At 71.0% G+C, this 20,930-nt stretch carries 20 protein-coding genes; 11 read left to right on the forward strand and 9 right to left on the reverse strand.

Annotated features, from left to right (window positions below; all coding sequences use genetic code 11):
- The coding region (locus ACODT0_RS34205; RefSeq protein ID WP_489043300.1) for a hypothetical protein at window positions 1–359 on the forward strand (359 nt) is incomplete at its 5' end.
- 115 nt (window positions 360–474) lie between these two features.
- Here ACODT0_RS34205 and ACODT0_RS34210 read toward each other — a convergent pair.
- The 4 genes from ACODT0_RS34210 to msrA all read right to left on the reverse strand — a co-directional run bounded on the left by ACODT0_RS34210 (window position 475) and on the right by msrA (window position 4,661).
- Window positions 475–1,425: an AEC family transporter gene (locus ACODT0_RS34210; protein ID WP_261214409.1), complete on the reverse strand. Its 951-nt coding sequence runs from the start codon at window positions 1,423–1,425 to the stop codon at window positions 475–477.
- A gap of 61 nt (window positions 1,426–1,486) precedes the next feature.
- Window positions 1,487–3,586 carry a TonB-dependent receptor gene (locus ACODT0_RS34215; RefSeq protein ID WP_261214407.1) on the reverse strand — a complete coding sequence of 700 codons (2,100 nt, stop codon included), beginning with the start codon at window positions 3,584–3,586 and terminating at the stop codon, window positions 1,487–1,489.
- A gap of 79 nt (window positions 3,587–3,665) precedes the next feature.
- Window positions 3,666–4,007, reverse strand: a complete 342-nt coding sequence (locus ACODT0_RS34220) for a hypothetical protein (RefSeq protein WP_057596282.1) — start codon at window positions 4,005–4,007, stop codon at window positions 3,666–3,668.
- Between the two features lie 102 nt (window positions 4,008–4,109).
- The gene (gene msrA / locus ACODT0_RS34225) at window positions 4,110–4,661 is read right to left on the reverse strand and encodes a peptide-methionine (S)-S-oxide reductase MsrA (protein WP_057596283.1); all 552 of its coding nucleotides are present in this window, start codon (window positions 4,659–4,661) and stop codon (window positions 4,110–4,112) included.
- Window positions 4,662–4,760: 99 nt separating this feature from the next.
- On the opposite strand from msrA, the gene ACODT0_RS34230 reads away from it, so the two are divergent.
- From ACODT0_RS34230 to ACODT0_RS34245, 4 genes are read left to right on the forward strand one after another with little or no spacing between them, the layout of a single operon-like run.
- Window positions 4,761–5,474 carry a TetR/AcrR family transcriptional regulator gene (locus tag ACODT0_RS34230; protein ID WP_057596284.1) on the forward strand — a complete coding sequence of 238 codons (714 nt, stop codon included), beginning with the start codon at window positions 4,761–4,763 and terminating at the stop codon, window positions 5,472–5,474.
- Between the two features lie 42 nt (window positions 5,475–5,516).
- On the forward strand, window positions 5,517–6,194 hold the full coding sequence (locus tag ACODT0_RS34235; RefSeq protein ID WP_057596285.1) for a protein-L-isoaspartate O-methyltransferase family protein: 678 nt from the start codon (window positions 5,517–5,519) through the stop codon (window positions 6,192–6,194).
- A gap of 14 nt (window positions 6,195–6,208) precedes the next feature.
- On the forward strand, window positions 6,209–6,547 hold the full coding sequence (locus tag ACODT0_RS34240) for a rhodanese-like domain-containing protein (protein WP_057596286.1): 339 nt from the start codon (window positions 6,209–6,211) through the stop codon (window positions 6,545–6,547).
- Window positions 6,548–6,570: 23 nt separating this feature from the next.
- Window positions 6,571–8,109 carry a TolC family outer membrane protein gene (locus tag ACODT0_RS34245; RefSeq protein ID WP_057596287.1) on the forward strand — a complete coding sequence of 513 codons (1,539 nt, stop codon included), beginning with the start codon at window positions 6,571–6,573 and terminating at the stop codon, window positions 8,107–8,109.
- Window positions 8,110–8,113: 4 nt separating this feature from the next.
- Here ACODT0_RS34245 and ACODT0_RS34250 read toward each other — a convergent pair whose 3' ends face one another.
- Together ACODT0_RS34250 and ACODT0_RS34255 are read right to left on the reverse strand one after the other, a co-directional pair.
- A complete protein-coding gene (locus ACODT0_RS34250) occupies window positions 8,114–9,544 on the reverse strand; it encodes a 3-deoxy-D-manno-octulosonic acid transferase (protein WP_261214398.1) in 1,431 nt (476 codons plus the stop codon).
- Window positions 9,545–9,553: 9 nt separating this feature from the next.
- Window positions 9,554–10,936 (reverse strand): phosphomannomutase/phosphoglucomutase, encoded by a 1,383-nt coding sequence (locus ACODT0_RS34255; protein ID WP_413762793.1) that lies wholly within the window; start codon window positions 10,934–10,936, stop codon window positions 9,554–9,556.
- A 111-nt stretch (window positions 10,937–11,047) separates the two neighbouring features.
- On the opposite strand from ACODT0_RS34255, the gene ACODT0_RS34260 reads away from it, so the two are divergent.
- The 3 genes from ACODT0_RS34260 (at window position 11,048) to ACODT0_RS34270 (ending at window position 14,156) form a co-directional block, all read left to right on the forward strand.
- Window positions 11,048–12,655 carry a DNA-3-methyladenine glycosylase 2 family protein gene (locus tag ACODT0_RS34260; RefSeq protein ID WP_489043301.1) on the forward strand — a complete coding sequence of 536 codons (1,608 nt, stop codon included), beginning with the start codon at window positions 11,048–11,050 and terminating at the stop codon, window positions 12,653–12,655.
- Between the two features lie 6 nt (window positions 12,656–12,661).
- Window positions 12,662–13,159: a methylated-DNA--[protein]-cysteine S-methyltransferase gene (locus ACODT0_RS34265; RefSeq protein WP_489043302.1), complete on the forward strand. Its 498-nt coding sequence runs from the start codon at window positions 12,662–12,664 to the stop codon at window positions 13,157–13,159.
- Window positions 13,160–13,223: 64 nt separating this feature from the next.
- Entirely contained in the window at window positions 13,224–14,156 is a 933-nt protein-coding gene (locus ACODT0_RS34270) for a DMT family transporter (RefSeq protein ID WP_057596291.1), read from the forward strand.
- Window positions 14,157–14,163: 7 nt separating this feature from the next.
- Here the strand turns inward: ACODT0_RS34270 and ACODT0_RS34275 are convergent, their stop codons facing one another.
- Window positions 14,164–14,826 carry a DUF1345 domain-containing protein gene (locus ACODT0_RS34275; RefSeq protein WP_057596292.1) on the reverse strand — a complete coding sequence of 221 codons (663 nt, stop codon included), beginning with the start codon at window positions 14,824–14,826 and terminating at the stop codon, window positions 14,164–14,166.
- Window positions 14,827–15,016: 190 nt separating this feature from the next.
- On the opposite strand from ACODT0_RS34275, the gene ACODT0_RS34280 reads away from it, so the two are divergent.
- The 3 genes from ACODT0_RS34280 (at window position 15,017) to ACODT0_RS34290 (ending at window position 18,163) form a co-directional block, all read left to right on the forward strand.
- Window positions 15,017–15,766, forward strand: a complete 750-nt coding sequence (locus tag ACODT0_RS34280) for a c-type cytochrome (RefSeq protein WP_489043303.1) — start codon at window positions 15,017–15,019, stop codon at window positions 15,764–15,766.
- Between the two features lie 10 nt (window positions 15,767–15,776).
- Window positions 15,777–17,069 carry a c-type cytochrome gene (locus ACODT0_RS34285; RefSeq protein ID WP_261214388.1) on the forward strand — a complete coding sequence of 431 codons (1,293 nt, stop codon included), beginning with the start codon at window positions 15,777–15,779 and terminating at the stop codon, window positions 17,067–17,069.
- Between the two features lie 263 nt (window positions 17,070–17,332).
- The gene (locus tag ACODT0_RS34290; protein WP_057596294.1) at window positions 17,333–18,163 is read left to right on the forward strand and encodes a hypothetical protein; all 831 of its coding nucleotides are present in this window, start codon (window positions 17,333–17,335) and stop codon (window positions 18,161–18,163) included.
- 45 nt (window positions 18,164–18,208) lie between these two features.
- Here the strand turns inward: ACODT0_RS34290 and ACODT0_RS34295 are convergent, their stop codons facing one another.
- Window positions 18,209–19,762, reverse strand: a complete 1,554-nt coding sequence (locus tag ACODT0_RS34295) for an AMP-binding protein (RefSeq protein ID WP_413762790.1) — start codon at window positions 19,760–19,762, stop codon at window positions 18,209–18,211.
- A gap of 5 nt (window positions 19,763–19,767) precedes the next feature.
- Window positions 19,768–20,904: a DUF5938 domain-containing protein gene (locus ACODT0_RS34300; RefSeq protein WP_489043304.1), complete on the reverse strand. Its 1,137-nt coding sequence runs from the start codon at window positions 20,902–20,904 to the stop codon at window positions 19,768–19,770.
- Window positions 20,905–20,930: the final 26 nt, after the last annotated feature.

The raw sequence follows: 20,930 nt of genomic DNA on the forward strand, positions 1-20,930 counted from the left end.
TTTTTATCTCGGTGCAGCGCTTCGTCGGCGCCGGCCGGCGCGCGGGGGCGGGCCGGTCGGCCTCCTGTTCCGCCACGCGGGCCGGCGGCGCCTCGGCCGGCGCGCGCGGCTTCGGCGACGGCCGCGCGGCCGCCCTCTCGCTCGGCCGGTCGACCGCTGCCGGCGGCTTCGCCGGTTCGGGCGCCGGTTTTTCCTCCGGCCTGGGCACGGCGAGACAGGGCGTGCGGCATGGCTTGGCCTGCGCCGCCGCCGGAGTGGCCGCGCCCAGCAGCAGCCACGGCGCGATCGCCGTCGCGACCAGCACCATCGCAACAACGGGCATGGATCGCGTCTGGCAAATCATCAGCGGGGAAATGTAGAGCGGCGCGCGGCGCTCCACATCTCGCCAAACGGCCACCCTGCCGAACGGCATAGGGGGCACGAGGCGGCGAGAAAGATCGAAGGGCTACGGTTTCGCGTGGCCCGCGGCGGATGTCAGGGCAGCCACTGCACCCAGAGCATCACCAGCGTGAGCGTGACCAGCGCGAGCAGCGTGGAGACCGCGACGCTGGCGGTCACCAGGTCCTCGGCGCTGCGGTAGCGCTGCGAGAACAGGAACACGTTGGCGCCGATCGGCAGCGCGGCCGCGACCACCATCACCATGAGCGGAATGCCGCGCACGCCGAGCGCCCAGCCGATGATCGCCACCAGCAGCGGATGCAGCAGGTTCTTGACGCCGGCCTGCACCAGGGCACTGCGCCAGTGGCGCCCCACCGGCGTGAGCGCCAGCGTGATGCCCACCATCACCAGCGCCACCGGGCCGAAGGCCTGGCCCAGCAGCTCGATGGTGCGGTCGACCGGCTGCGGCATGACCCAGCCGCTCTGCGCGAACAGCAGGCCCGCGATGATCGGCAGCGGCACCGGATGGATGATGGCGTTGCGCAGCGCGCGCAGCACGGTGCGCAGCATCGAGCGCTTCTCGGTGCCGCCCAGCATTGCATGCTCGCGCGCCACCGCGAGCTCGAGCACCACGGTGGCGCTGGTCATCAGCACCAGCGAATGCAGCGAGATCAAGGTCAGCAGCACCACCATGCCGGCCTCGCCATAGGCCAGGCCGACCAGCACGATGCCGATCATCACGGTGTTGCTGTAGGTGTTGGCGAGCGCGAGCACCGCGCCCGTGCGGTTGAAGCCGCGCAGCGCCAAGGTGGCCGCGAACAGCAGCCCCGAGGCGATGAAGTAGGCCGCCACCGGCTTGAAGCGCAGTTCCTCGACATGCACGCCGCTCATCGCGCGGAACAGCAGCGCCGGCGCGAGCAGCAGGAAGATGAGATTGGAGAGGTCCTTGACCGCATTGCCGCCGATCCAGCGGCGCCTCCCGGCCAGGTAGCCCGCCGCGATCAGCAGCACGACGGGCAGGAGGGATGAGATGACGAACGAATTCACCGGTCGAGGATAGCCGAGCGATTGCCGCCCTCCCCCGCGGGAAAGGGCGGCACATGCACGCTCAGAAGGTCACGCGCACGCCCACCTTCAGCGAGCGTCCCGGCAGCGGCGCGGCCGGGTACACCGTCGTCGTCAGGATCGAGGTCGGGCTGTAGGCCAGCTTGTTGCCGATGTTGTCGATGCGCGCATACCAGGTGAGGTTGGCGCGCTGCACCTTCATGCGGTAGGCGATCGAGGCATTCCACAGCGTGTAGGCATCGGTCTCCCGCGCGCCGACGCCGGGCACGCGGTGCTGCGCGGCGTTGTAGTCGAAGCCGACGCGGCCGCTCCACGGGCCGTTGCCGTAAACCAGCGTGGCGCCCAGGCGCAGCGGCGCGATGCGCGGCAGCGGTTCGCCGGTGTCGGTGTTCTTCGCGCGCACCAGGTCGCCGCGCCACTCGAGGTCGAGCGTGCCGGCGTCCGCCATGCGCGCGAAGCCGTCGCTGCCCAGCAGGCGCAGGTTGCCGCTGGCCTCGATGCCGGTGAAGCGCGCGCGCACGCCGTTGTAGAGGTACTCGGCCAGCGTGTCGGTGACCTCGGGATCGGTCACGACCTGGCCCTCTCCGTCGAGCGTTCGGCCCGAGGCGGTCAGGCCGATGTAGTTGCGAAAGCGCGTGACGTAGGCGTTGACGCGTGCCGTGTTCGGCCCCGACTTCCATTGCGCGCCGAGGTCGAAGCCGGTCGATTGCTCCTTGCTGAGGTTCGGGTTGCCGACCTCCCACGCGGCCGTGGCCACGTGCGGGCCGTTGGCCAGCAGCTCGTAGTCCTTGGGCGCGCGCTCGGTGTAGGCGATGTTCGAGGTCAGCTGCCACTGCGGCGCGAGGTTGACCAGGGCGCCGAAGGCGGCGCTGTTCGGGTTGAAGGTGCGCTCGCCGATCGCGAAGCGGTCGATGCTCGGATCGTCGGGATAGCCGAGCGATCGCACGGTGACGCGCTCGGTGCGCGCGCCGAAGCTCAGCTTGCCCCACGAGGTCCCCATCTCCTCGTAGAGGAACAGCGCGCGCGAGCGCGTGCGGCTGTGCGGCGCGAAGGCCTCCTCGCCGTCGGCGGCGAAGCGGTTGGTCTCGGCGCTGAAGCCCATCAGACCTTCCAGCGGCCCGATCTTCTCGTGCCGCACCTCGACGCGCAGGTCGTTGCTCATGTTCGAGAAGGTGGTGCCGGCTTCGGCGCCCTCGAACTCGGTGTGGCGGTAGTTGGTGTGGCTGAGCTTGGCGTGGACGCTGCGGATGATGCCGCCCGGGCGCCACTCGCCCTCGATCGCGTAGCGGTCGGACTTCATCGCGATGGTCACGTCGTCCTCGGCCACGGTGCCGTAGTTGCTGCGGTAGGTGCTGGCCGAGGCGCCGATCCAGCCCTGGTCGAAGAACAGCGTGCCGCCGATCGCGCCGCCATGGGCCTCGTTGGCCGAGTTGCAGATCTTGCGCGCGCGCCAGGGCGAGCCGGGCTTCTCGCAGTTCAGGTCGATCGGCACCGAGACGTCGCTCGAGTCGCGCTTGAAGGCATCGGCATGCAGCGCGAAGCGGCCGTTGCCGCCCTCGAGCATCACGGCGCCGTTCTTCTCGCGGTTGCCGGTGGCGTAGCCGAGGTCGGCACGGCCGCCGAAGCCCTCGATCGGCTCGCTCGGGATGCGGTTGTCGATCAGGTTGACCACGCCGCCGACCGCGCTGCCGCCGTACTGCAGCGCCGACGGGCCGCGCAGCACCTCCACGCGCTCGGTGACCAGCGCGTCGACCGGCACCGCGTGGTCGTAGCTCAGCGCCGAGGCGTCGGGCGCGCCGCCGCCGTTCTGCAGGATGCGGATGCGGTCGCCGTCCTGGCCGCGGATGATCGGGCGGCTGGCATTGGGGCCGAAGTAGGTGCTGCTGACGCCGGGGATGTTGTCGAGCGTCTGGCCCAGCGTGGACTGCGAGCGCAGCAGCAGTTCATTGCCCGAGAGCGTGGTGGTGGGCGCGATCAGGTCGCTGGCGCCCAGCGGATTGCCGGTGACGGTGATCTCGCGCAGGCTGGTGGTGGGTTGCGGGTTCGGCGAGGGATCGGCGGGTGCGGTCTGGGCCAGGGCCGCGGCCGAAGCGAGCGAGAGGACGGCAGCGCCGATGGCGTTGCGACGGAATTGGGGGGTCATGAATGAAAACTCGTTGAATCGATGAACGACCGCCGGCCACCCGTGCGCGACGGGTGGCGGCGAATCGGAAACGGGGGATTCAGCGAGCCGGAGGCGGGCCGCGCGCGTCGAACAGCGCGACCCAGCGCGCCAGCGCCTCGCCCTGCAGCCAGGCAAAGGTGGCCGCGGGCAGCAGCACCGGCAGCACCACCAGCGGCACGCCGGGCGCGCTGGCGCCGTGCGCGAGCTGGTCGTAGAGCCGGCACTCGGCATCGGTGTGCAGCCCGAACAGGCTGGCGATGCCATGCGGATGCACATGGGCCTGCGCGGCGGGTGCCTGGACCGCGGCCGCCGGCGCGGGCAGGCCGGGCACGTGCAGCGTGCGGTGCATCAGCCCGAGCGTGCCGGACAGCCACAGCGCCACCGCCAGCACGACGAGCATCGCGCGGGCGGAAACGGGGACGGGACGGCGAAGCGTGTGCACGAGGGAAAAGCTGGCAGGAATCGGGCCAGGGCGGCCCGGAGCGGCAGGGTCAGTCCTTCTTCACTTCTTCACGCGCGCGGCGAAGGTCTTCTGGAACTTCTCGACCTTCGGTCCCACGACGAAGGCGCAGTAGCCCTGGTTCGGGTGGTTCAGGAAGTAATCCTGGTGGTAGGCCTCGGCGGTCGAGTAGTTGTCGAGCGGCTTGACCTCGGTCACCACCGGCGAGGCGTAGGTCTTGCCGGCCTCGATCTCGCGGATGACCTCCTCGGCCACCTGCTTCTGCGCCTCGGTCGTGTAGTAGATGCCGCTGCGGTACTGGGTGCCGACGTCGTTGCCCTGGCGGTTGAGCGTCGTGGGATCGTGCACCACGAAGAAGATCTCGAGGATCTCGCGCAGGCCGATCTGCGCCGGGTCGAAGCTCAGTTTCACGACCTCGTTGTGGCCGGTGCGGCCGGTGCAGACCTGCTCGTAGCTGGGGTTGACCGTCTGGCCGTTCGCATAGCCCGATTCCACGTCGACCACCCCCTGCACGCGGTCGAACACCGCCTCGGTGCACCAGAAGCAGCCGCCGCCGAGCACGATGGTTTCGGTGGTGGAAGGCGAAGAGGACATGGGAAGGCTCCTGAGGAACTGACAAGCGAACCCGATATTGTCGCGGCTTGACGCATCCGATGCGGCTCACTACATTACTAACCCGCGAGTCATTAAACAATGCCCACTCCCCGATTCCTTGCCGACAAGATCTGCCCGGTCCGCGCCAAGCGCGAACGGCGCAAGGAGGCGCGCCCCGGCGAACTGCTGGCGGCCGCCCTCGATCTGTTCGTCGAGAAGGGCTATGCCGCCACCCGCTCGGAGGAAGTGGCGGTGCGCGCCGGTGTCTCCAAGGGCACGCTGTTCCTCTATTTTCCGAGCAAGGAAGAGCTGTTCAAGGCCGTGGTCATCGAGAACCTCGGCGGCCGTTTCACGGAGTGGAACCAGGAATTCGAGACCTTCGAGGGCACCACGGCCCAGATGCTGCGCTACTGCATGCGCGTGTGGTGGGAGCGCGTGGGCCTGACCCAGGCCTCGGGCCTCACCAAGCTGATGATGAGCGAGGGCGCCAATTTCCCCGAACTGGCCGCTTTCTACCGCCAGGAGGTGGTGCAGCCGGGCCATGCGTTGCTCCGGCGCATCATCCAGCGCGGCATCGACCGCGGCGAATTCCGGCCGGTCGACGTCGACCACACCATCTACTCGGTGGTCGCGCCGATGATCTTCCTGATGCTCTGGAAGCACTCGGCCAACCTCTGCGTCGACGAGGGCGGCAACTTCGACCCCCTGCGCTACATCGAGGCGCAGGCCGACGCGGTGCTCTACGGCCTCAGCACCCGGCCGCGGGCGCAGGCCGAACCCGACGAAGCCGCTGGCCCGTCGGGTGCCGCCTAAAATTGAAGGTTTGTCCTGACCCGCCCCCCAGAAGGAAAACCCATGAGCACCGCCCCCACCCTCGAGCGCTTGCGCTTCAACATGATCGAACAGCAGATCCGCCCCTGGGATGTGCTGGATATGGAAATCCTCGACCTGCTCGCGGCCATCCGCCGCGAGGACTACGTGCCCGAGGCGCACCGCGCGCTGTCCTTCTTCGACATGGAGCTGCCGCTGCTCGACGGCTCGGTGCCCGGCGAATTCATGCTGTCGCCCAAGGTCGAGGCCCGCACGCTGCAGGACCTGCACGTGCAGAAGCACGAATCGGTGCTCGAGATCGGCACCGGCTCCGGCTTCATGGCCGCCCTGCTCGGCGCCCGCGCCGCCAAGGTGCTGTCGCTCGAAATCAACCCCGAGCTGGCCGCCCGCGCCGCCGAGACGCTGCGCCAGAACGGCGTGACCAACGTCGAGGTGCGCCATGCCGACGGCGCCGTGCCGCTGCCCAGCGGCCCGAGCTTCGACGTGATCGTGCTCAGCGGCTCGGTCGCGCGCATTCCGCAGAACCTGCTCGGCTCGCTCAAGGTCGGCGGCCGCCTGGCGGCGATCGTCGGCGACGAGCCCATGATGCGCGCCCACTTCGTGACCCGCACCAGCGAGAGCAAGTGGGACACGATCCAGCCCTGGGACACGGTGGCGCCGCGCCTCCTGAACTTCCCCGAGCCGTCGCGCTTCGCGTTCTGATCCGGGTCCACCGCATGATCGATCAAGTCCGCCCCGCCGACCTCGCCGCCTGGTTTGCACAGGACGCCGACGCACCCGCCGTGCTGCTCGACGTCCGCGAGCCCTGGGAGCTGCAGACCGCGAGCGTCGCCCCGGCGGGCTTCACGCTGCTGGCGATCCCGATGAACGAGATCCCCGCGCGCCTGTCCGAGCTCGACGAGAACCAGCGCATCGCCTGCCTGTGCCACCACGGCGCCCGCAGCCAGCGCGTGGCCGCCTTCCTGCACCAGAACGGCTTTGCGCAACTGGCCAACGTGGCCGGCGGCATCGACGCCTGGTCCGCGCAGCACGATCCCGCCGTGCCGCGCTACTGATTCTTCTCCCCCAAGGACTTTCAATGCCTCCCAGGCCCCGGCTCCTGCCTCTTTCCGCAGCCATCGCAAGCCTTCTTGCCACGCTGCTCGCATCGCCGGCCCAGGGCCAGACACTGAACGAACTCTATGAATCGGCGCGTGGCTTCGATGCCACCTACCAGGGCGCGCGCGCCCAGTACGACGCCACCGTGGCGCGCGCCGCGCAGGCCAGGGCCGGCATCCTGCCGGCCGTCGGGCTCAGCGCGGGCGTGAACCGCAACAACCTCGACATCGACGTCATCACGGGCAACCAGCAGGGCAGTTCCTCGCGCGACTTCACGCAGCAGAACATCGGCATCAACGCCACCCAGCCGCTGTACCGGCCCGCCAACTGGGCCACCTGGGAGCAGGGCAAGCGCCAGGCCGAGATCGCGCAGTCGGTGTTCACCATCGCCGAACAGGACCTGATCGTGCGCGTGAGCCAGGCCTACTTCGACGTGCTCGCGAGCCAGGACAGCCTGGCGCTGGTGCGCGCGCAGAAGGCGGCCGTGTCCGAGCAGCTCGCCTCGGCCAAGCGCAACTTCGAGGTCGGCACCTCCACCATCACCGACTCGCGCGAGGCCCAGGCCCGCTACGACCTCGTGGTGGCGCAGGAGATCGCGGCCGAGAACGACCTGCGCGTGAAGAAGATCGTGCTCGACCAGCTGGTGGGCCGCCCCGGCAGCGTGCCGGTGCCGCTGGCGGTGCCGGTGGTGCTGCCGACCGCGCAGCCGGCCGACATCGAGGCCTGGGTGGCGCAGGCCGACGCCGGGCATCCGGCGATCCGCCAGGCGCAGCTCGGCGTCGACGTGGCGGGCCTCGAGATCGAGAAGGCGCGCGCCGGCCACAAGCCCACGCTGGACGCCAACCTCGGCTACAACGTCACGCGCAACCCCAACGGCACCAGCACCAGCAGCGTGGGCACGCGCATCAACGCCGCCACGGTGGGCGTGACCTTCAACCTGCCGCTGTTCGCGGGCTTCGCGACCGAGAACCGCATCAAGGAAACGCTGGCCCTCGAGGACCAGTCGCGCAGCGTGCTCGACGGCACGCGCCGCAACGTGGCGCAGGCCACGCGCGCGGCCTACCTCGGGCTGGTCTCGGGCGCGGGCCAGGTCAAGGCGCTCGAGGCCGCCGAGGCCTCGAGCCAGAGCGCGCTCGACGCCAACCGCCTGGGTTACCAGGTGGGCGTGCGCATCAACATCGACGTGCTCAATTCGCAGAGCCAGCTCTACCAGACCAAGCGCGACCTCGCGCAGGCGCGCTACAACGTGCTGCTGGGCAACCTGAAGCTGCGCCAGGCCAACGGCACGCTGAGCGTGGCCGACATGGACGCCATCAACGCCACGCTGGCGAAGAACGGCAGCGTGCCCGCGGTGCCGGCCCCATCGACCGCGCCGGCCGATCCGAACGCCGTGGCCGTGCCGCCCGCGCGGCCCAGCGTGCCGGTGGTGCCGCCGGTGCCGGTGGCGCCGTTCAATCCGCCGCCGCCCGCGATCCCCGTGGCACCGCCTCCGCCGCCGGTGCTGAACCCGGGGCGCTGAAACCCTAATCGAGCGTCGGTTCCGCGCGCTCGCGCGGACCTTCCGGCGCGGGCTGCGCGGCCTGGACCGGCGGCTTCGCGGGCTCGTCGGCCAGCGCGGGCTCCACCGCTTCCTCGGGCTCGGCCGCCATCGCGATCGCGAGCACCGCAGCCGCCGTGCGCTCGGCCGCGCCGCGATTGGAGGACGAGAAAGCCTGCGCGGCCTGCGACATCGCCTCGCGGCGCTCGCGGTTCTCGACCAGCTTGAGCGCGCTGGTCACGGCCTGCTCCATGGTCTCCACGCGCAGCGAGGCACCGGCCGCGAGCGAGAGCTGCGCGGCTTCCGCGAAATTGAAGGTCGACGGCCCCATCACGACCGGGCAGCCGCAGGCCGCGGGCTCGATCAGGTTCTGGCCGCCCAGGGGCTCGAAACTGCCGCCGAGCAGCGCGACGTCGGCCAGGCCGTAGTACAGCGCCATCTCGCCGAGCGAGTCGCCGAGCCAGATCTCGGACTCCGACGGCTGGCCCGCGGCGCTGCGGCGCGCCACGGCGAAGCCCTCGGCCTCGATCAGCGCGGCCACCTCGTCGAAACGCTGCGGATGGCGCGGCACGATCATCCACTGCACGTCGTGCACCCGCTTCGAGATCGAGCGGACCGCGCCCTGCTCGGGCGGCACCGGCGCGGTGGCGCCGAAGCGGCGCAGCACCTCGAGCAGCAGGCGTTCCTCGCCGTCGCGCGAACTGGCCAGCACCACGATCGGCTTGGGCAGCGTGCCGCGCAGCCGGGCGGCTGCATGGAGCTGGCGCACGTCGGGCGTGGCGTCGAACTTGAGGTTGCCGTAGATGCCCGAGACCTTGGCGCCCAGCGACACCAGCCGGTGCGCGTCGGCCTCGGTCTGGGCCCAGACCGCGCTGAGCGCCGAATAGGCCGGCCGTGCCAGCCAGCCCAGCCGCTCGGCCGAAGCCAGCGATTTCTCGTTGAGCCGGGCATTGGCCAGCACCAGCGGGATGCGACGCTCGGCGCAGGCCGCGGCCATCTCGGGCCAGACCTCGGTTTCCATCAGCACGCCGATGCGCGGCTGGAAGCGGTCGAGGAAGCGCGCCACGGCGCCCGGCGTGTCCCAGGGCTGCCAGACCTGCGTGTCGCCCTCGCGCAGCAGCTTGGCGCCCTCCTCGCGGCCGGTGGCGGTGCCGTGCGTGAGCAGGATCGGAATCTCGGGGAACTGGCGCCGCAGCTCCTCGATGAGGATGGCGGCGGCGCGCGTCTCGCCGAGCGAGACCGCGTGCACCCAGCACTGGGCGTGGCCGGTGGTGGCGGTGTCGTAGTGGCCGAAGCGCTCCTCGACCGCCACCGCGTAGCCGGGCTCGGCCGCCGCGCGGCGCCGCAGCTTGCGGCGCACCAGGGGCTGGGCCAGGGTGGTGAAGGCGCCGTACAGGCGCAGCAGCAGCGAACGCACGGCCAAGGTCTAGTGCGCCGCTTCGGCGAGCGTGGCGTCGGGCTTTACGGTCTTGAGCAGCGCCAGCATGCGGGCCTCGATGCGCTCGAGCGCCGCCTGGGTCTGGCCCTCGAAGCGCAGCACCAGCACCGGCGTGGTGTTGGAGGCGCGGATCAGGCCGAAGCCGTCGGGCCAGTCCACGCGCAGGCCGTCGATGGTCGAGACCTTGGCCGGGGCCTCGAAGCTCGCCTCCTTCAGCAGCCGCTCGACCACCGCGTGCGGCTCGCCCTCGGCGCACTTCACGTTGAGCTCGGGCGTCGAGAAGCTCGTGGGCAGCGCGTTGAGCACGTCGCTGGCGTTCGGGCTCCTGCTCAGGATCTCGAGCATGCGGCAGCCCGCATAGGTGCCGTCGTCGAAGCCGAACCAGCGCTCCTTGAAGAAGATGTGGCCGCTCATCTCGCCGCCCAGCGGCGAATCGAGTTCCTTCATCTTCGCCTTGATCAGCGAGTGGCCGGTCTTGAAGATCAGCGGCTGGCCGCCCGCGGCCTCGATGGCCGGGCCCAGGCGCTGCGAGCACTTCACGTCGTAGACGATGGTGCCGCCCGGCACGCGCGACAGCACGTCCTGCGCGAACAGCTGCATCTGGCGGTCGGGGAAGATGTTCTGGCCATCCTTGGTGACGATGCCCAGGCGGTCGCCGTCGCCGTCGAAGGCCAGGCCCAGTTCGGCGTCGCCCCGCTCCAGCGCGGCGATCAGGTCCTTGAGGTTCTCGGGCTTGCTGGGATCGGGGTGGTGGTTCGGGAAGTCGCCGTCGACCTCGCTGAACAGCTCCGTCACCTCGCAGCCCAGGGCGCGGAAGATCGCCGGGGCCGAGGCGCCGGCGATGCCGTTGCCCGAATCGACCACGATCTTCATCGGCCGGGCGAGCCGCACGTCGCCCACGATGCGCTGCGTGTAGGCCTCGGTCACGTCGACCTGGCGCACCGAACCGCCCGCGGCGAGCGTCGCGCTGCCGTCCTCCATGGTGCGGCGCAGCGCCTGGATCTCGTCGCCATAGATCGCGCGGCCGGCCAGCACCATCTTGAAGCCGTTGTAGTCCTTGGGGTTGTGGCTGCCCGTGACCTGGATTCCGCTGGTGGCGAGCGTGTGGGCCGCGAAATAGAGCATGGGCGTGGTGACCGCGCCCACGTCGATCACTTCGACGCCGGTGGCCACCAGGCCGCGGATCAGCGCTTCGGACAGCGAAGGCCCCGACAGGCGCCCGTCGCGCCCCACGGCCACCGACTTCTCGCCGGCGGCCCGCGCCGCGCTGCCGAAGGCCCGGCCCAGGGCTTCCGCCACCTCGGGGTTCAACGTGGAGGGCACCACGCCGCGAATGTCGTAGGCCTTGAAGATCGACGCGCTGAGCTGCATGAAAAAGGATTCCCTGTGATTCGTGGACCGGGGGATTGTAGGCACCCGCCATGGGGCGCACATGTCCGAAAACGGCCAGTCGAAACGCCTCGAAACCTTAATATTTGGCCCATGACGAACGCCAATGCCTCCCCCGAAGAGCTCGAGAGCGATGCCTGCTACCTGGCGCTGAAGACGCACGACGCGCGCTTCGACGGCTCGTTCTTCACCGCCGTGACCTCCACCGGCATCTACTGCCGGCCGGTCTGCCGCGTGAAGCTGCCGCGGCGCGAGAACTGCCGCTTCTTCCGCCACGCGGCGCAGGCCGAGGCCGAAGGCTTCCGCCCCTGCCTGCGCTGCCGGCCCGAACTGGCGCCGCGCCCCATGGGCACGGCCAACTGGTCGACCGAGGACGCCTCGCGCATCCTCGCGCAGCAGGCGGCGCGGCTGATCGACGAGCCCGACGCCTGGACCGACGAGGGCCCGGGCGCCGCGCAGATCGCGGCCCGGCTCGGCGTCAGCGACCGCCACCTGCGCCGCATCTTCGAGGCCCAGTTCGGCGTCTCGCCGCTGCAGTACCTGCAGACGCGCCGCCTGCTCGCGGCCAAGCAGCTGATCGCCGACACCCGCCTGCCGATGACGCAGGTGGCGCTGGCCAGCGGCTTCGCGAGCGTGCGCCGCTTCAACGCGGCCTTCGTCGAGCACTACGGGCTCAATCCGAGCGCCTTGCGGCGCGCCGGCGGCACCGAGGGCGGCGACGGCCGCGCGATCGAGGTGCGGCTGGGCTTTCGCCCGCCCTACGACCCGAGCGCGATGCTGGGCTTCTTCGCGCGGCGCGCGCTGCGCGGGGTCGAGCGCGTGACGGCCGAGGACGGCAAGGTGCCGGCGGTGGGCAAGAACACCCGGGCCCCGGCCTTCACGCGGCTGGCGCGCACGCTGCGCGTGCAGCACGGCGCGCAGGTGCATGCGGGCTGGCTGCAGCTGCGCTTCGACATGGCGCGCGAACAGATGCTGTTGTCGGTCAGCGATTCGCTGGCGCCGGTGCTGCCGGTGGTGATCAGCCGCGCCCGCGCCATGCTCGACATCGACGCCGACCCGATGGCCATCAATGCCGCGCTGCACGACGCCTTTCCGCATGGCGACGGGCTGCGCGTGCCCGGCACGGTCGACGGCTTCGAGCTCGCGGTGCGCGCGGTGCTGGGCCAGCAGATCACGGTGGCCGCGGCGCGCACGCTGGGCTCGCGGCTGGTCGAGGCCTTCGGCGAACCGATCGCCACGCCCGTCGACGGGCTCGACCGCCTGTTTCCCACGCCCGCCGCCATCGCGGCCGCCAGCGGCGACGCCCTGGGCCAGCTCGGCATCGTGCGCCAGCGCCAGGCCGCGCTGCATGCGCTGGCGCGCGCCGTGGCAGAAGGCCGGCTGCCGCTGCATGCGGGCGCCGACGTGCCCTCGACCATCGCCGCGCTGCAGGAGCTGCCGGGCATCGGCGCCTGGACCGCGCAGTACATCGCGATGCGCGCGCTGCGCTGGCCCGATGCCTTCCCGGCCGGCGATGTCGCGCTGCAGAAGGCGCTGGGCGTGAGCACCGCGCGCGCCGCGAGCGAGGCCTCGCAGGCCTGGCGCCCGTGGCGCAGCTATGCCGTGCTGCGCGCCTGGCACGCACCCGTCCCTTCCACGCCGTCCGCCGAGCCAGCCGCCGCGGACATCCCCTCCACTCCCACGGCAGGCCTCACCGCCTGAGAAGCCATGAAGTTCAAGAAGACCGTCATCTACACCTCGCACTACGACAGCCCGCTCGGCGGCATCACCATGGCCGCCACCGACGCCGGCCTGGCCGGTGTCTGGTTCGACCAGCAGCGCCACTGGCCCGACACCACGGGCTGGCAGACGCGCGACGACCACCCGGTGTTCGTCGAAACGACCGCGCAGCTGCGCGACTATTTCGCCGGCAAGCGCGACCGCTTCGAACTGCCGCTCGACCTGTCGCACGGCACGGCGTTCCAGCAGAGCGTGTGGCAGGCACTGCTCGCGATCCCCGCGGGCGCCACCACCAGCTACGGCGCGCTGAGCGCGAACGTCGGCAACCCGGCCGCGGTGCGCGCGGTGGGCGCGGCCGTGGGCCGCAACCCGATCAGCGTGATCGTGCCCTGCCACCGCGTGCTCGGCGCCGACGGCTCGCTGACCGGCTATGCCGGCGGGCTCGAGCGCAAGAGCGCGCTGCTCGAGCTCGAAGGCGTGCGTTAGGCTCGCGGGTCGGGAACGCCTGGCCCACGGCCAGGCGCAAGAGAACACACAACGACAACACCGCATGACCACCTCCACCACCACCGCCGCCGGCGCGCCCAAGCCCAAGGGCTGGCTCGTCGACCTCGTGCTGCTCGGCGCGCTCTGGGGCGCCTCCTTCCTGTTCATGCGCATCGGCGCCGCCGAGTTCGGCGCGCTGCCGACCGCGGCGGTGCGCGTGAGCATCGCCGCGCTGTTCCTGCTGCCGATCGCGCTGCTGCGCGGCCAGGGGCCCGCGCTCGCGCGCCACTGGAAGCCCAGCTTCTCGGTCGGCGTCTTCAACTCGGGCCTGCCCTTCGCGCTGTTCAGCTTCGCGGTGCTCAGCATCAACAGCAGCCTCGCGGCCGTGCTCAACGCGGCCACGCCGATGTTCGGCGCACTGGTGGCCTGGGCCTGGTTCCGCGAGCGGCCCGACGGCTCGCGGCTGGTCGGCCTCGTGATCGGCTTCATCGGCGTCGCCATGCTCGCCAGCGGCGGCGCGGGCCTGCACACCGGCGCCAGCAACCTCGCGGCGCTGTGGGCCATGCTGGCCTGCCTCGCGGCCTGCCTGTGCTACGGCATCTCGGCCAGCGCCACGCGGCGCTTCCTCACCGGCGTGCCGCCGCTGGCCACCGCCACCGGCAGCCAGATCGGCGCCTCGCTGTTCCTCGCGCTGCCGGCCGTCTGGCTCTGGCCCGCGCAGATGCCGGGCCTGCGCGCCTGGCTCGCGCTGCTCGCGCTCGGCATCGCCTGCACCGGCGTGGCCTACATCCTGTTCTTCCGGCTGATCGAGCGTGCCGGCCCGGCGCGCGCGCTGACCGTGACCTTCCTGGTGCCGGTGTTCGCGGCCTTCTACGGCGCCGTGTTCCTCGGCGAGACCATCACGCAGTGGATGCTGACCTGCGCCGCGGTGATCGTCTGCGGCGTGGCGCTGTCGACCGGCCTCGTCAAGCTCGGGCCGCGCGCCGCGAAGGCCTGATCCGCGATCAGATCGCGCCGGCCACCACGTTGACCGACAGCGCGAGCACCAGCATGTTGAAGGCGAAGGCCAGCACGCTGTGGATCAGCGTGATGCGCCGCATCTCGCGCGAGGTGGCCTGCACGTCCGACACCTGCGAGGTCATGCCGATCACGTAGGCGTAGTAGAGGAAGTCGAAGTAGTCGGGGTCTTCCTTGCCCGGGAAGTCCAGCCCGCCCGCATCGGGCCCGCGGTGCTTCTCGTCGTTGTAGTAGCGGTGCGCGTAGTGGAAGGCGTAGATGGAATGCATCATCAGCCACGAGCCCGCGAGCGCCACCAGCCCGAGTCCGATGTGGACCGCGCGCTCGATGCCGCTCAGCTGCTTGACCTGCTGCAGCAGCATCGCGATCGCCACCACGCTCGCGCCCACCACCACCAGCATCGACACCAGGATCATCAGGTTCGGCTGGTCGAGCGACTGCGCGCGCTCGCGCGTGCGCTGGGCATCGAAGGTGTCGGCCAGCCACCAGGTCAGCACCTGGTAGACCAGCACGGCCGCGCACCAGCCGGCCAGCCCGCGCGCCATCAGGCCCAGCGGCCAGGGGATCGCCGCGACGGCGACGCCGACAATGCCGCCATACAGCAGGCGCTGCGGACCGGTGGTGGTGGACAGGGGATGGAGCGTGGACATGGGGCGCAGCTTAGCGCCGTGGCCACGGCGCTGCGCGGTGCGGCGCGAGCGATGGGACTTTTTGTCCCAGCGCACGCCGCCGCGCGCGGGCGCTGGTATGGTCACGACGTCCCCGGGGCACCGCGCCGGGCCCGACGACGTTTTCCCACGAAGCAACGACGTGCGGCCGATGCAGCCGCGCCCTTCCGCCATGAGACACGTGCGACTTCCTTCGCGACCCCTGCACCACGGGCTGCGCGCCACGCTGGCGGCACTGGCCGTCGCGACCTTCGGCCTGCTCGGCCTCCAGTCCGCGCGCGCGGCCGAACCGGCCGGCGTTCCCGACACCATCGAGCAGCGCGTGGCCGCCTGCATCGCCTGCCATGGCCGCCAGGGCTCGACCGGCAACGCGGCCTTCTTCCCGCGGCTGGCCGGCAAGCCCGCGGGCTACCTGTTCAACCAGCTGCGCAGCTTCCGCGACGGCCGGCGCTCCAACACCGACATGAACTACATGGTGCGCCACATGTCCGACGCCTACCTGCAGGAGATCGCGGACTACTTCGCCGGCCTCGACCTGCCCTATGCCGCGGTCTCGCCGACCAGCGACGCGGCTCCCGCGCAGCTCGCGCGCGGCCGCCAGCTCGCGCTCGAGGGCGACGCCGCGCGCAGGATCCCGGCCTGCGTGCACTGCCACGGCGCCGCGCTCACGGGCGTGCAGCCCGCCATCCCGGGCCTGCTGGGACTGCCGCGTCTCTACGTCTTCTCGCAACTCGGCGCCTGGCTCACCAACGAGCGCCATGCGCTCGCGCCCGACTGCATGGCCGAGATCGGAGGCCGCATGACCACCGCCGACATCAACGCCGTCGCGAGCTGGCTCGCGGTGCAGCCGATGCCCGCCAACCCCAAGCCGGTGTCCGCGCCGGCCGCGCCGCTGCCGATGGCCTGCGGCGGCATGCAGTGAGGCCGCGACGATGACCGCGCTCAAACGCCTCTGCTGGACCCTGCTCGTGCTCGTGCTGCTGCTGGCCGCCGTGGCCGGCGGCGTGGTCGCGCTCAACCTGCGCGGCGAGGCCGCCATCCCCGAGCAGGCCGAGGCCTTCGAGGCCACGCCGCAGCGCATCGAGCGCGGCCGCTACCTCGCGCTGGCCGGCAACTGCGCGGGCTGCCACACCACGCGCGGCGGCCAGGCCTACGCGGGCGGCCTGCCGATCGAGACGCCCTTCGGCACCATCCACTCGACCAACCTCACGCCCGATGCGCAGCACGGCATCGGCGGCTGGAGCAGCGCGCACTTCTGGCGCGCGATGCACAACGGCCGCTCGAAGGACGGCCGGCTGCTCTATCCCGCCTTCCCCTATCCGAGCTTCACGCGCGTCACGCGCGAGGACTCCGACGCCATCTACGCCTACCTGCGCAGCCTGCCCGCGGCCGACACGCCGAACCGGCCGCACCGGCTGCGCTTCCCCTACGACACGCAGGCCGCGCTCGGCGTCTGGCGCGCCCTCTTCTTCACGCCGCAGACCTTCGTCGCCGACGCGGGCAAGCCGGCCGAATGGAACCGCGGCGCCTACCTGGTCGACGGCCTGGGCCACTGCATCGCCTGCCACGGCAGCCGCAATGCCTTCGGCGCCACCGAGACGCAGCGCGGCCTCTCGGGTGGCCTGATCGCGGTGCAGAACTGGTATGCGCCCTCGCTGGCCGATCCGCGCGAGGCCGGCGTGTCCGGCTGGCCCGCCACCGAGGTGGTGGCGCTGCTGAAGAACGGCAGCGCGCCGCGCGGTTCGGTGATGGGCCCGATGGCCGACGTGGTGTTCGAGAGCACGCAGCACCTGTCCGAGGCCGACCTCTCGGCGATGGCCGCCTACCTCAAGGACCTGCCGGCCGTCGCGCAGGAGGCCGGCGACGCCAAGCCCGCGCGCCCCGCCACCTACCGGCGCGATGCCGGCGAGATGGCGCGCGGCAACCGCATCTACGACCAGCGCTGCGCCTACTGCCATGGCGACCAGGGCCAGGGCGCGCCGGGCGCCTACCCGCCGCTCGCGGGCAGCCGCGCCGTCAACATGGCGCGGCCCGTCAACCTGATCCAGGTCGTGAGCCATGGCGGCTTCCTGCCGACCACCGCGGGCAATCCGCGCCCCTACGGCATGCCGCCCTTCGGCGAGACGCTCGACGGCACCGACCTCGCGGCCGTGCTGACCTACATCCGCGGCTCGTGGGGCAACGACAGCGCGCCGGTCACGCAGCTCGACATCGCGCGGCGCTGAGGCGCGAACCGCGCCGCGCCCTAGGCCGGCGCGCGGCACATTACCGTCGGCTGAAGGCGAACGCGGGCATGGCGAATCTCCTACAGGCGCTGGCGGCTTCGACGCATACGCGCTATGGGCCGCACCTAATAACTTGGGGGTCAACAACAGGGAGCAGCGCCCCGGACACCGAGCGACACCGCAGGCCGGCACCGGCCTTCGCGGTACGGCGATCGAAGGTCCGAGGGTTCCATTTTTTGCCTCTTCTTCGAAGGACCTTCTTCATGCCCTTGCCCCGCTCGCGCGCCCGCGGCCACGCCACCCTCGTCGCCGCCCTGGCCGGTGGCGGCCTGCTCGCAGCCGCCACGCCCGCCCTCGCCGACCCGTCGCCGGCGCTCGACCGCTTCAGCCTTTCCGTCGGTGCCTATGGCGCCGACCCCAAGTTCGACGCCTCGGTGGGCACGCCCTATGGCGCGCTGCGCACCGGCGACATCAAGCCCGGCCGCGTGACCATGCCGCGCATCACGGCCGACGTGCTGCTCGGCGACACGCAGGGCCTCTCGTTCGACTACTTCCGCTACAAGCGCGACTACTTCGGCGGCCTCTCGGGCGGCACCTCGCTCGGCGGCTTCGGCACCATCGCGGCCTTCGGCAATGCCAACGTCGACACGCAGGTCGACTTCGCCAAGCTCTCGTACAAGTGGTGGATCGGCTCGGGCAACACGGTGCTGGGCCTCGGTGCCGGCGCGGCCTACTACCGCATCAAGCTCGGCGTGAGCGCGCTCGCGGGCGTCAACGGCCAGTTCGGCACGCTCAGCGAAAGCTCGAGCCGCGATGCGATCGCGCCGCTGCTCGAGATCGGCGTGCGCCACGCGATCACGCCCGACCTGCGGCTGTTCGCCGACGCCTCGGGCGTGTGGAAGAACGGCGGCAGCTCGCACGGCAACATCTACAACGCAGCGGCCGGCGTGGAGTGGTTCCCGGTCAAGAACGTGGGCCTGGTGCTGGCCTACAACGTGACCAACATCGACATCACGCGCGACAGCGGCTTCGCCGACGCGCGGCTGAAGATCCGCCTGCAGGGCCCGACGGCCTCGCTCAAGGCGCGCTTCTGATCGGAGGCCCACCGGCGGCAGCGCACCGCCGCCGGTCGGCCGCCCCTATTCGCCCGGCTCGCGCGTCAGCGCCGCGAGCAGGATGGTGCGCACGTCCTTCTTGAGCACCTTCCCCACCTTCGATCGCGGCAGGTCGGCCCACACCTCCACCTGCTTGGGTGCCTTCACACTGCCGATGCGCGCCTTGACGAAGGCCTTGATCGCCTCGGCGTCGATGCTGCGGCCCGCCTGCGGCTGCAGCACCGCCACCACGCGCTCGCCCCACTTCTCGTCGGGCAGGCCGATCACCGCGCTGTCCTGCACGTCGGGGTGCTGCATCAGCGCCTGCTCGACCTCGGCCGAATAGACGTTGAAGCCGCCCGAGATGATCATGTCCTTGGCGCGGTCGACGATGTAGAGGAAGCCGTCGTCGTCGAGCCGGCCGATGTCGCCCGTGTGGTGCCAGCCGAAGCGCGAGGCCTCCTGCGTGGCCTTCGGGTCCTTGTAGTAGCCCTGCATCACGAGCGAGCCGCGCACCACGATCTCGCCGCTCTCGCCCACGGGCAGCAGCTCGCCTTCGGCGTTCATCACGCCCACCTGCACCAGCGGCCCGGGCCGTCCCGCCGAGGCGAGGCGGTGCTTCGCCACCGAGCCGTCGGCATTGAAGTGCTCGCGCGGCGACATCATCGAGATCATCATCGGCGCCTCGGTCTGGCCGAAGAGCTGGGCCATCACCGGGCCGATCTTCGTGAGCGCCTCCTCGAGCCGCGCGGCCGACATCGGCGCCGCGCCATACCAGAAGCACTGCAGCGAATCGCGCTTCGTCGCCGCGAGTTCCGGATGCTGCAGCAGCATGTAGATCAGCGTCGGCGGCAGGAAGGCGTGGGTGATGCGGTGGCGCTCGATCAGCGCGAGGAACTCGCCGAGGTCGGGCTTGGGCATGATGACCACGCGCCCGCCGAGCGCCATCACCGGCAGGCACAGCACGCCGGCCGCGTGCGTGAGCGGCGCGAGCGCGAGGTAGGCGGGCCGGCCCTCGAAGGGATAGCCCATCAGCGTGAGCGCCGACATCGCCTCGAGGTTGCGCCCCGTGAGCATCACGCCCTTGGGCTGGCCCGTGGTGCCGCCGGTGCCCGCGATCATCGCCACGTCGTCGGGCGGCGCGATGTCGAGCGGCGCGTCGTCCAGGCCCTCGAGCCAGTCGTCCATCGACGGCGCGAAGGGTTGCCGCGCATCGAGGCAGACCAGCGCGCGCAGCTTGGGCAGCTGCGAACGCATCTGCTCGACCATGGGCGCGTAGTTGCCGTGGAACACCAGGCAGGCGCAGTCGAAGGCATCGAGCACGAAGGCGTTCTCGCTCGCTTCGTTGCGCGGGTTGATCGGGCACCACACGCCGCCCGCGCGCGAGATGCCGAACACCGTGGCGAAGGCCATCGCATCGTTGCTCGAGAGCACGGCCACCTTGTCGCCCGGCTGCAGGCCCGCGCGCTGCAGGCCGCGCGCCACGCGCCAGCTGATGCGCTGCACCTGGGCGTAGCTGAGGTCGGCCTCGCCCAGGGTCAGGCAGGGCGCATCGGCGCCCAGCTGGGCGCCCTTGTCGAGGTAGTCGACGAGACGCATCGGGGTCAGCCCATGCGCGTGATCACGGGCTCCTGCACCAGGCCGAAGCCGCGCAGCGCACCCAGCAGCTCGCGATGGCCGAAGGCCTGGCAGCCCGAGGCGAAGCCCGCGCGGCGCGGCGGCTGCTGCAGCAGCGAGGCCGCCGCATAGGCCTGCAGCAGGCCGGTCTGCTTGTAGTTGCAGTTGCCGAAGATCACGCAGTGCACGCGGCCCAGCGGACCCGAGGCATGCACCGAGTCGACCGACTTGTTGATGCGCGGGTTCTCGCGCGGCGGCATGGTGTTCATCACGCTCGACGCGGTCTTGGCCAGCGCCTCGTAGCGATCCTCCTCGTTCATGCCCTCGGTGGCCTTGAGCGCGGCCGCCACGATCTGCGGCACGCCCATCATCAGCGGCTTGTTGAAGACGCCGCCGAGCACCTTCACGTTGGCCACGCGCGGATCGCGCTTGAACCACACCGGGTGCGAGGTGCCGCCCCAGGGCAGCGCGAGCGCGGCCTCGTGCTGGCCCGGGATCGACAGGTGGTAGAGGCCCGCGTCGGGTTGCCATTCCACGTACTCGTTCTGCTCGAGGTAGTAGGCCTTCGAGGTGGCGGCGTTGACCAGGATGGTCTGCGTCGACGCGATGGTCGGGCTGCCGCCCCAGAACACGGCGATGTCGAGCGTGTCGAGCCCGGGGGTCTCGAGGCACAGCTGCGCCCCGATCTCGCCCGTGGTGTACATGTGGGCCAGGCCCGGCGACAGCAGCAGCCCCGCGGCGGCGAACCTGGCGCCCCATTGCTGGTCGAGAGTGATCAGCCAGTCCTGCTCGCCCGTGGTGTCGGTGTAGTGGCAGCCGGCGTTGAGGCAGGCCTCGACCACCTCGGGGCCGAACTTGGCGAACGGCCCCACGGTGTTGAGCACCACCGAGGCGCCGGTGAAGAGCTCGGTGAGCGCCTCCACCGAATGCGCCACCTCCACCACCTCGTAGCGCGCGGTCTCGATGCCGGGCACGTTCGATTGCATCGCGGCGTCGAGCTTCTCCTGGCTGCGGCCCGCGGCGATGAACGGGATGTTGTACTCGCGCAGGTACTCGCAGACCAGGCGCCCGGTGTAGCCCGAGGCGCCGTACACGATGACCGGCTTCTTGTTCTTGCTGCTCATGTCGTCTCTCCTTTTTCTTGCCTGAT

The organism is Variovorax sp. FG153 (assembly GCF_057809595.1).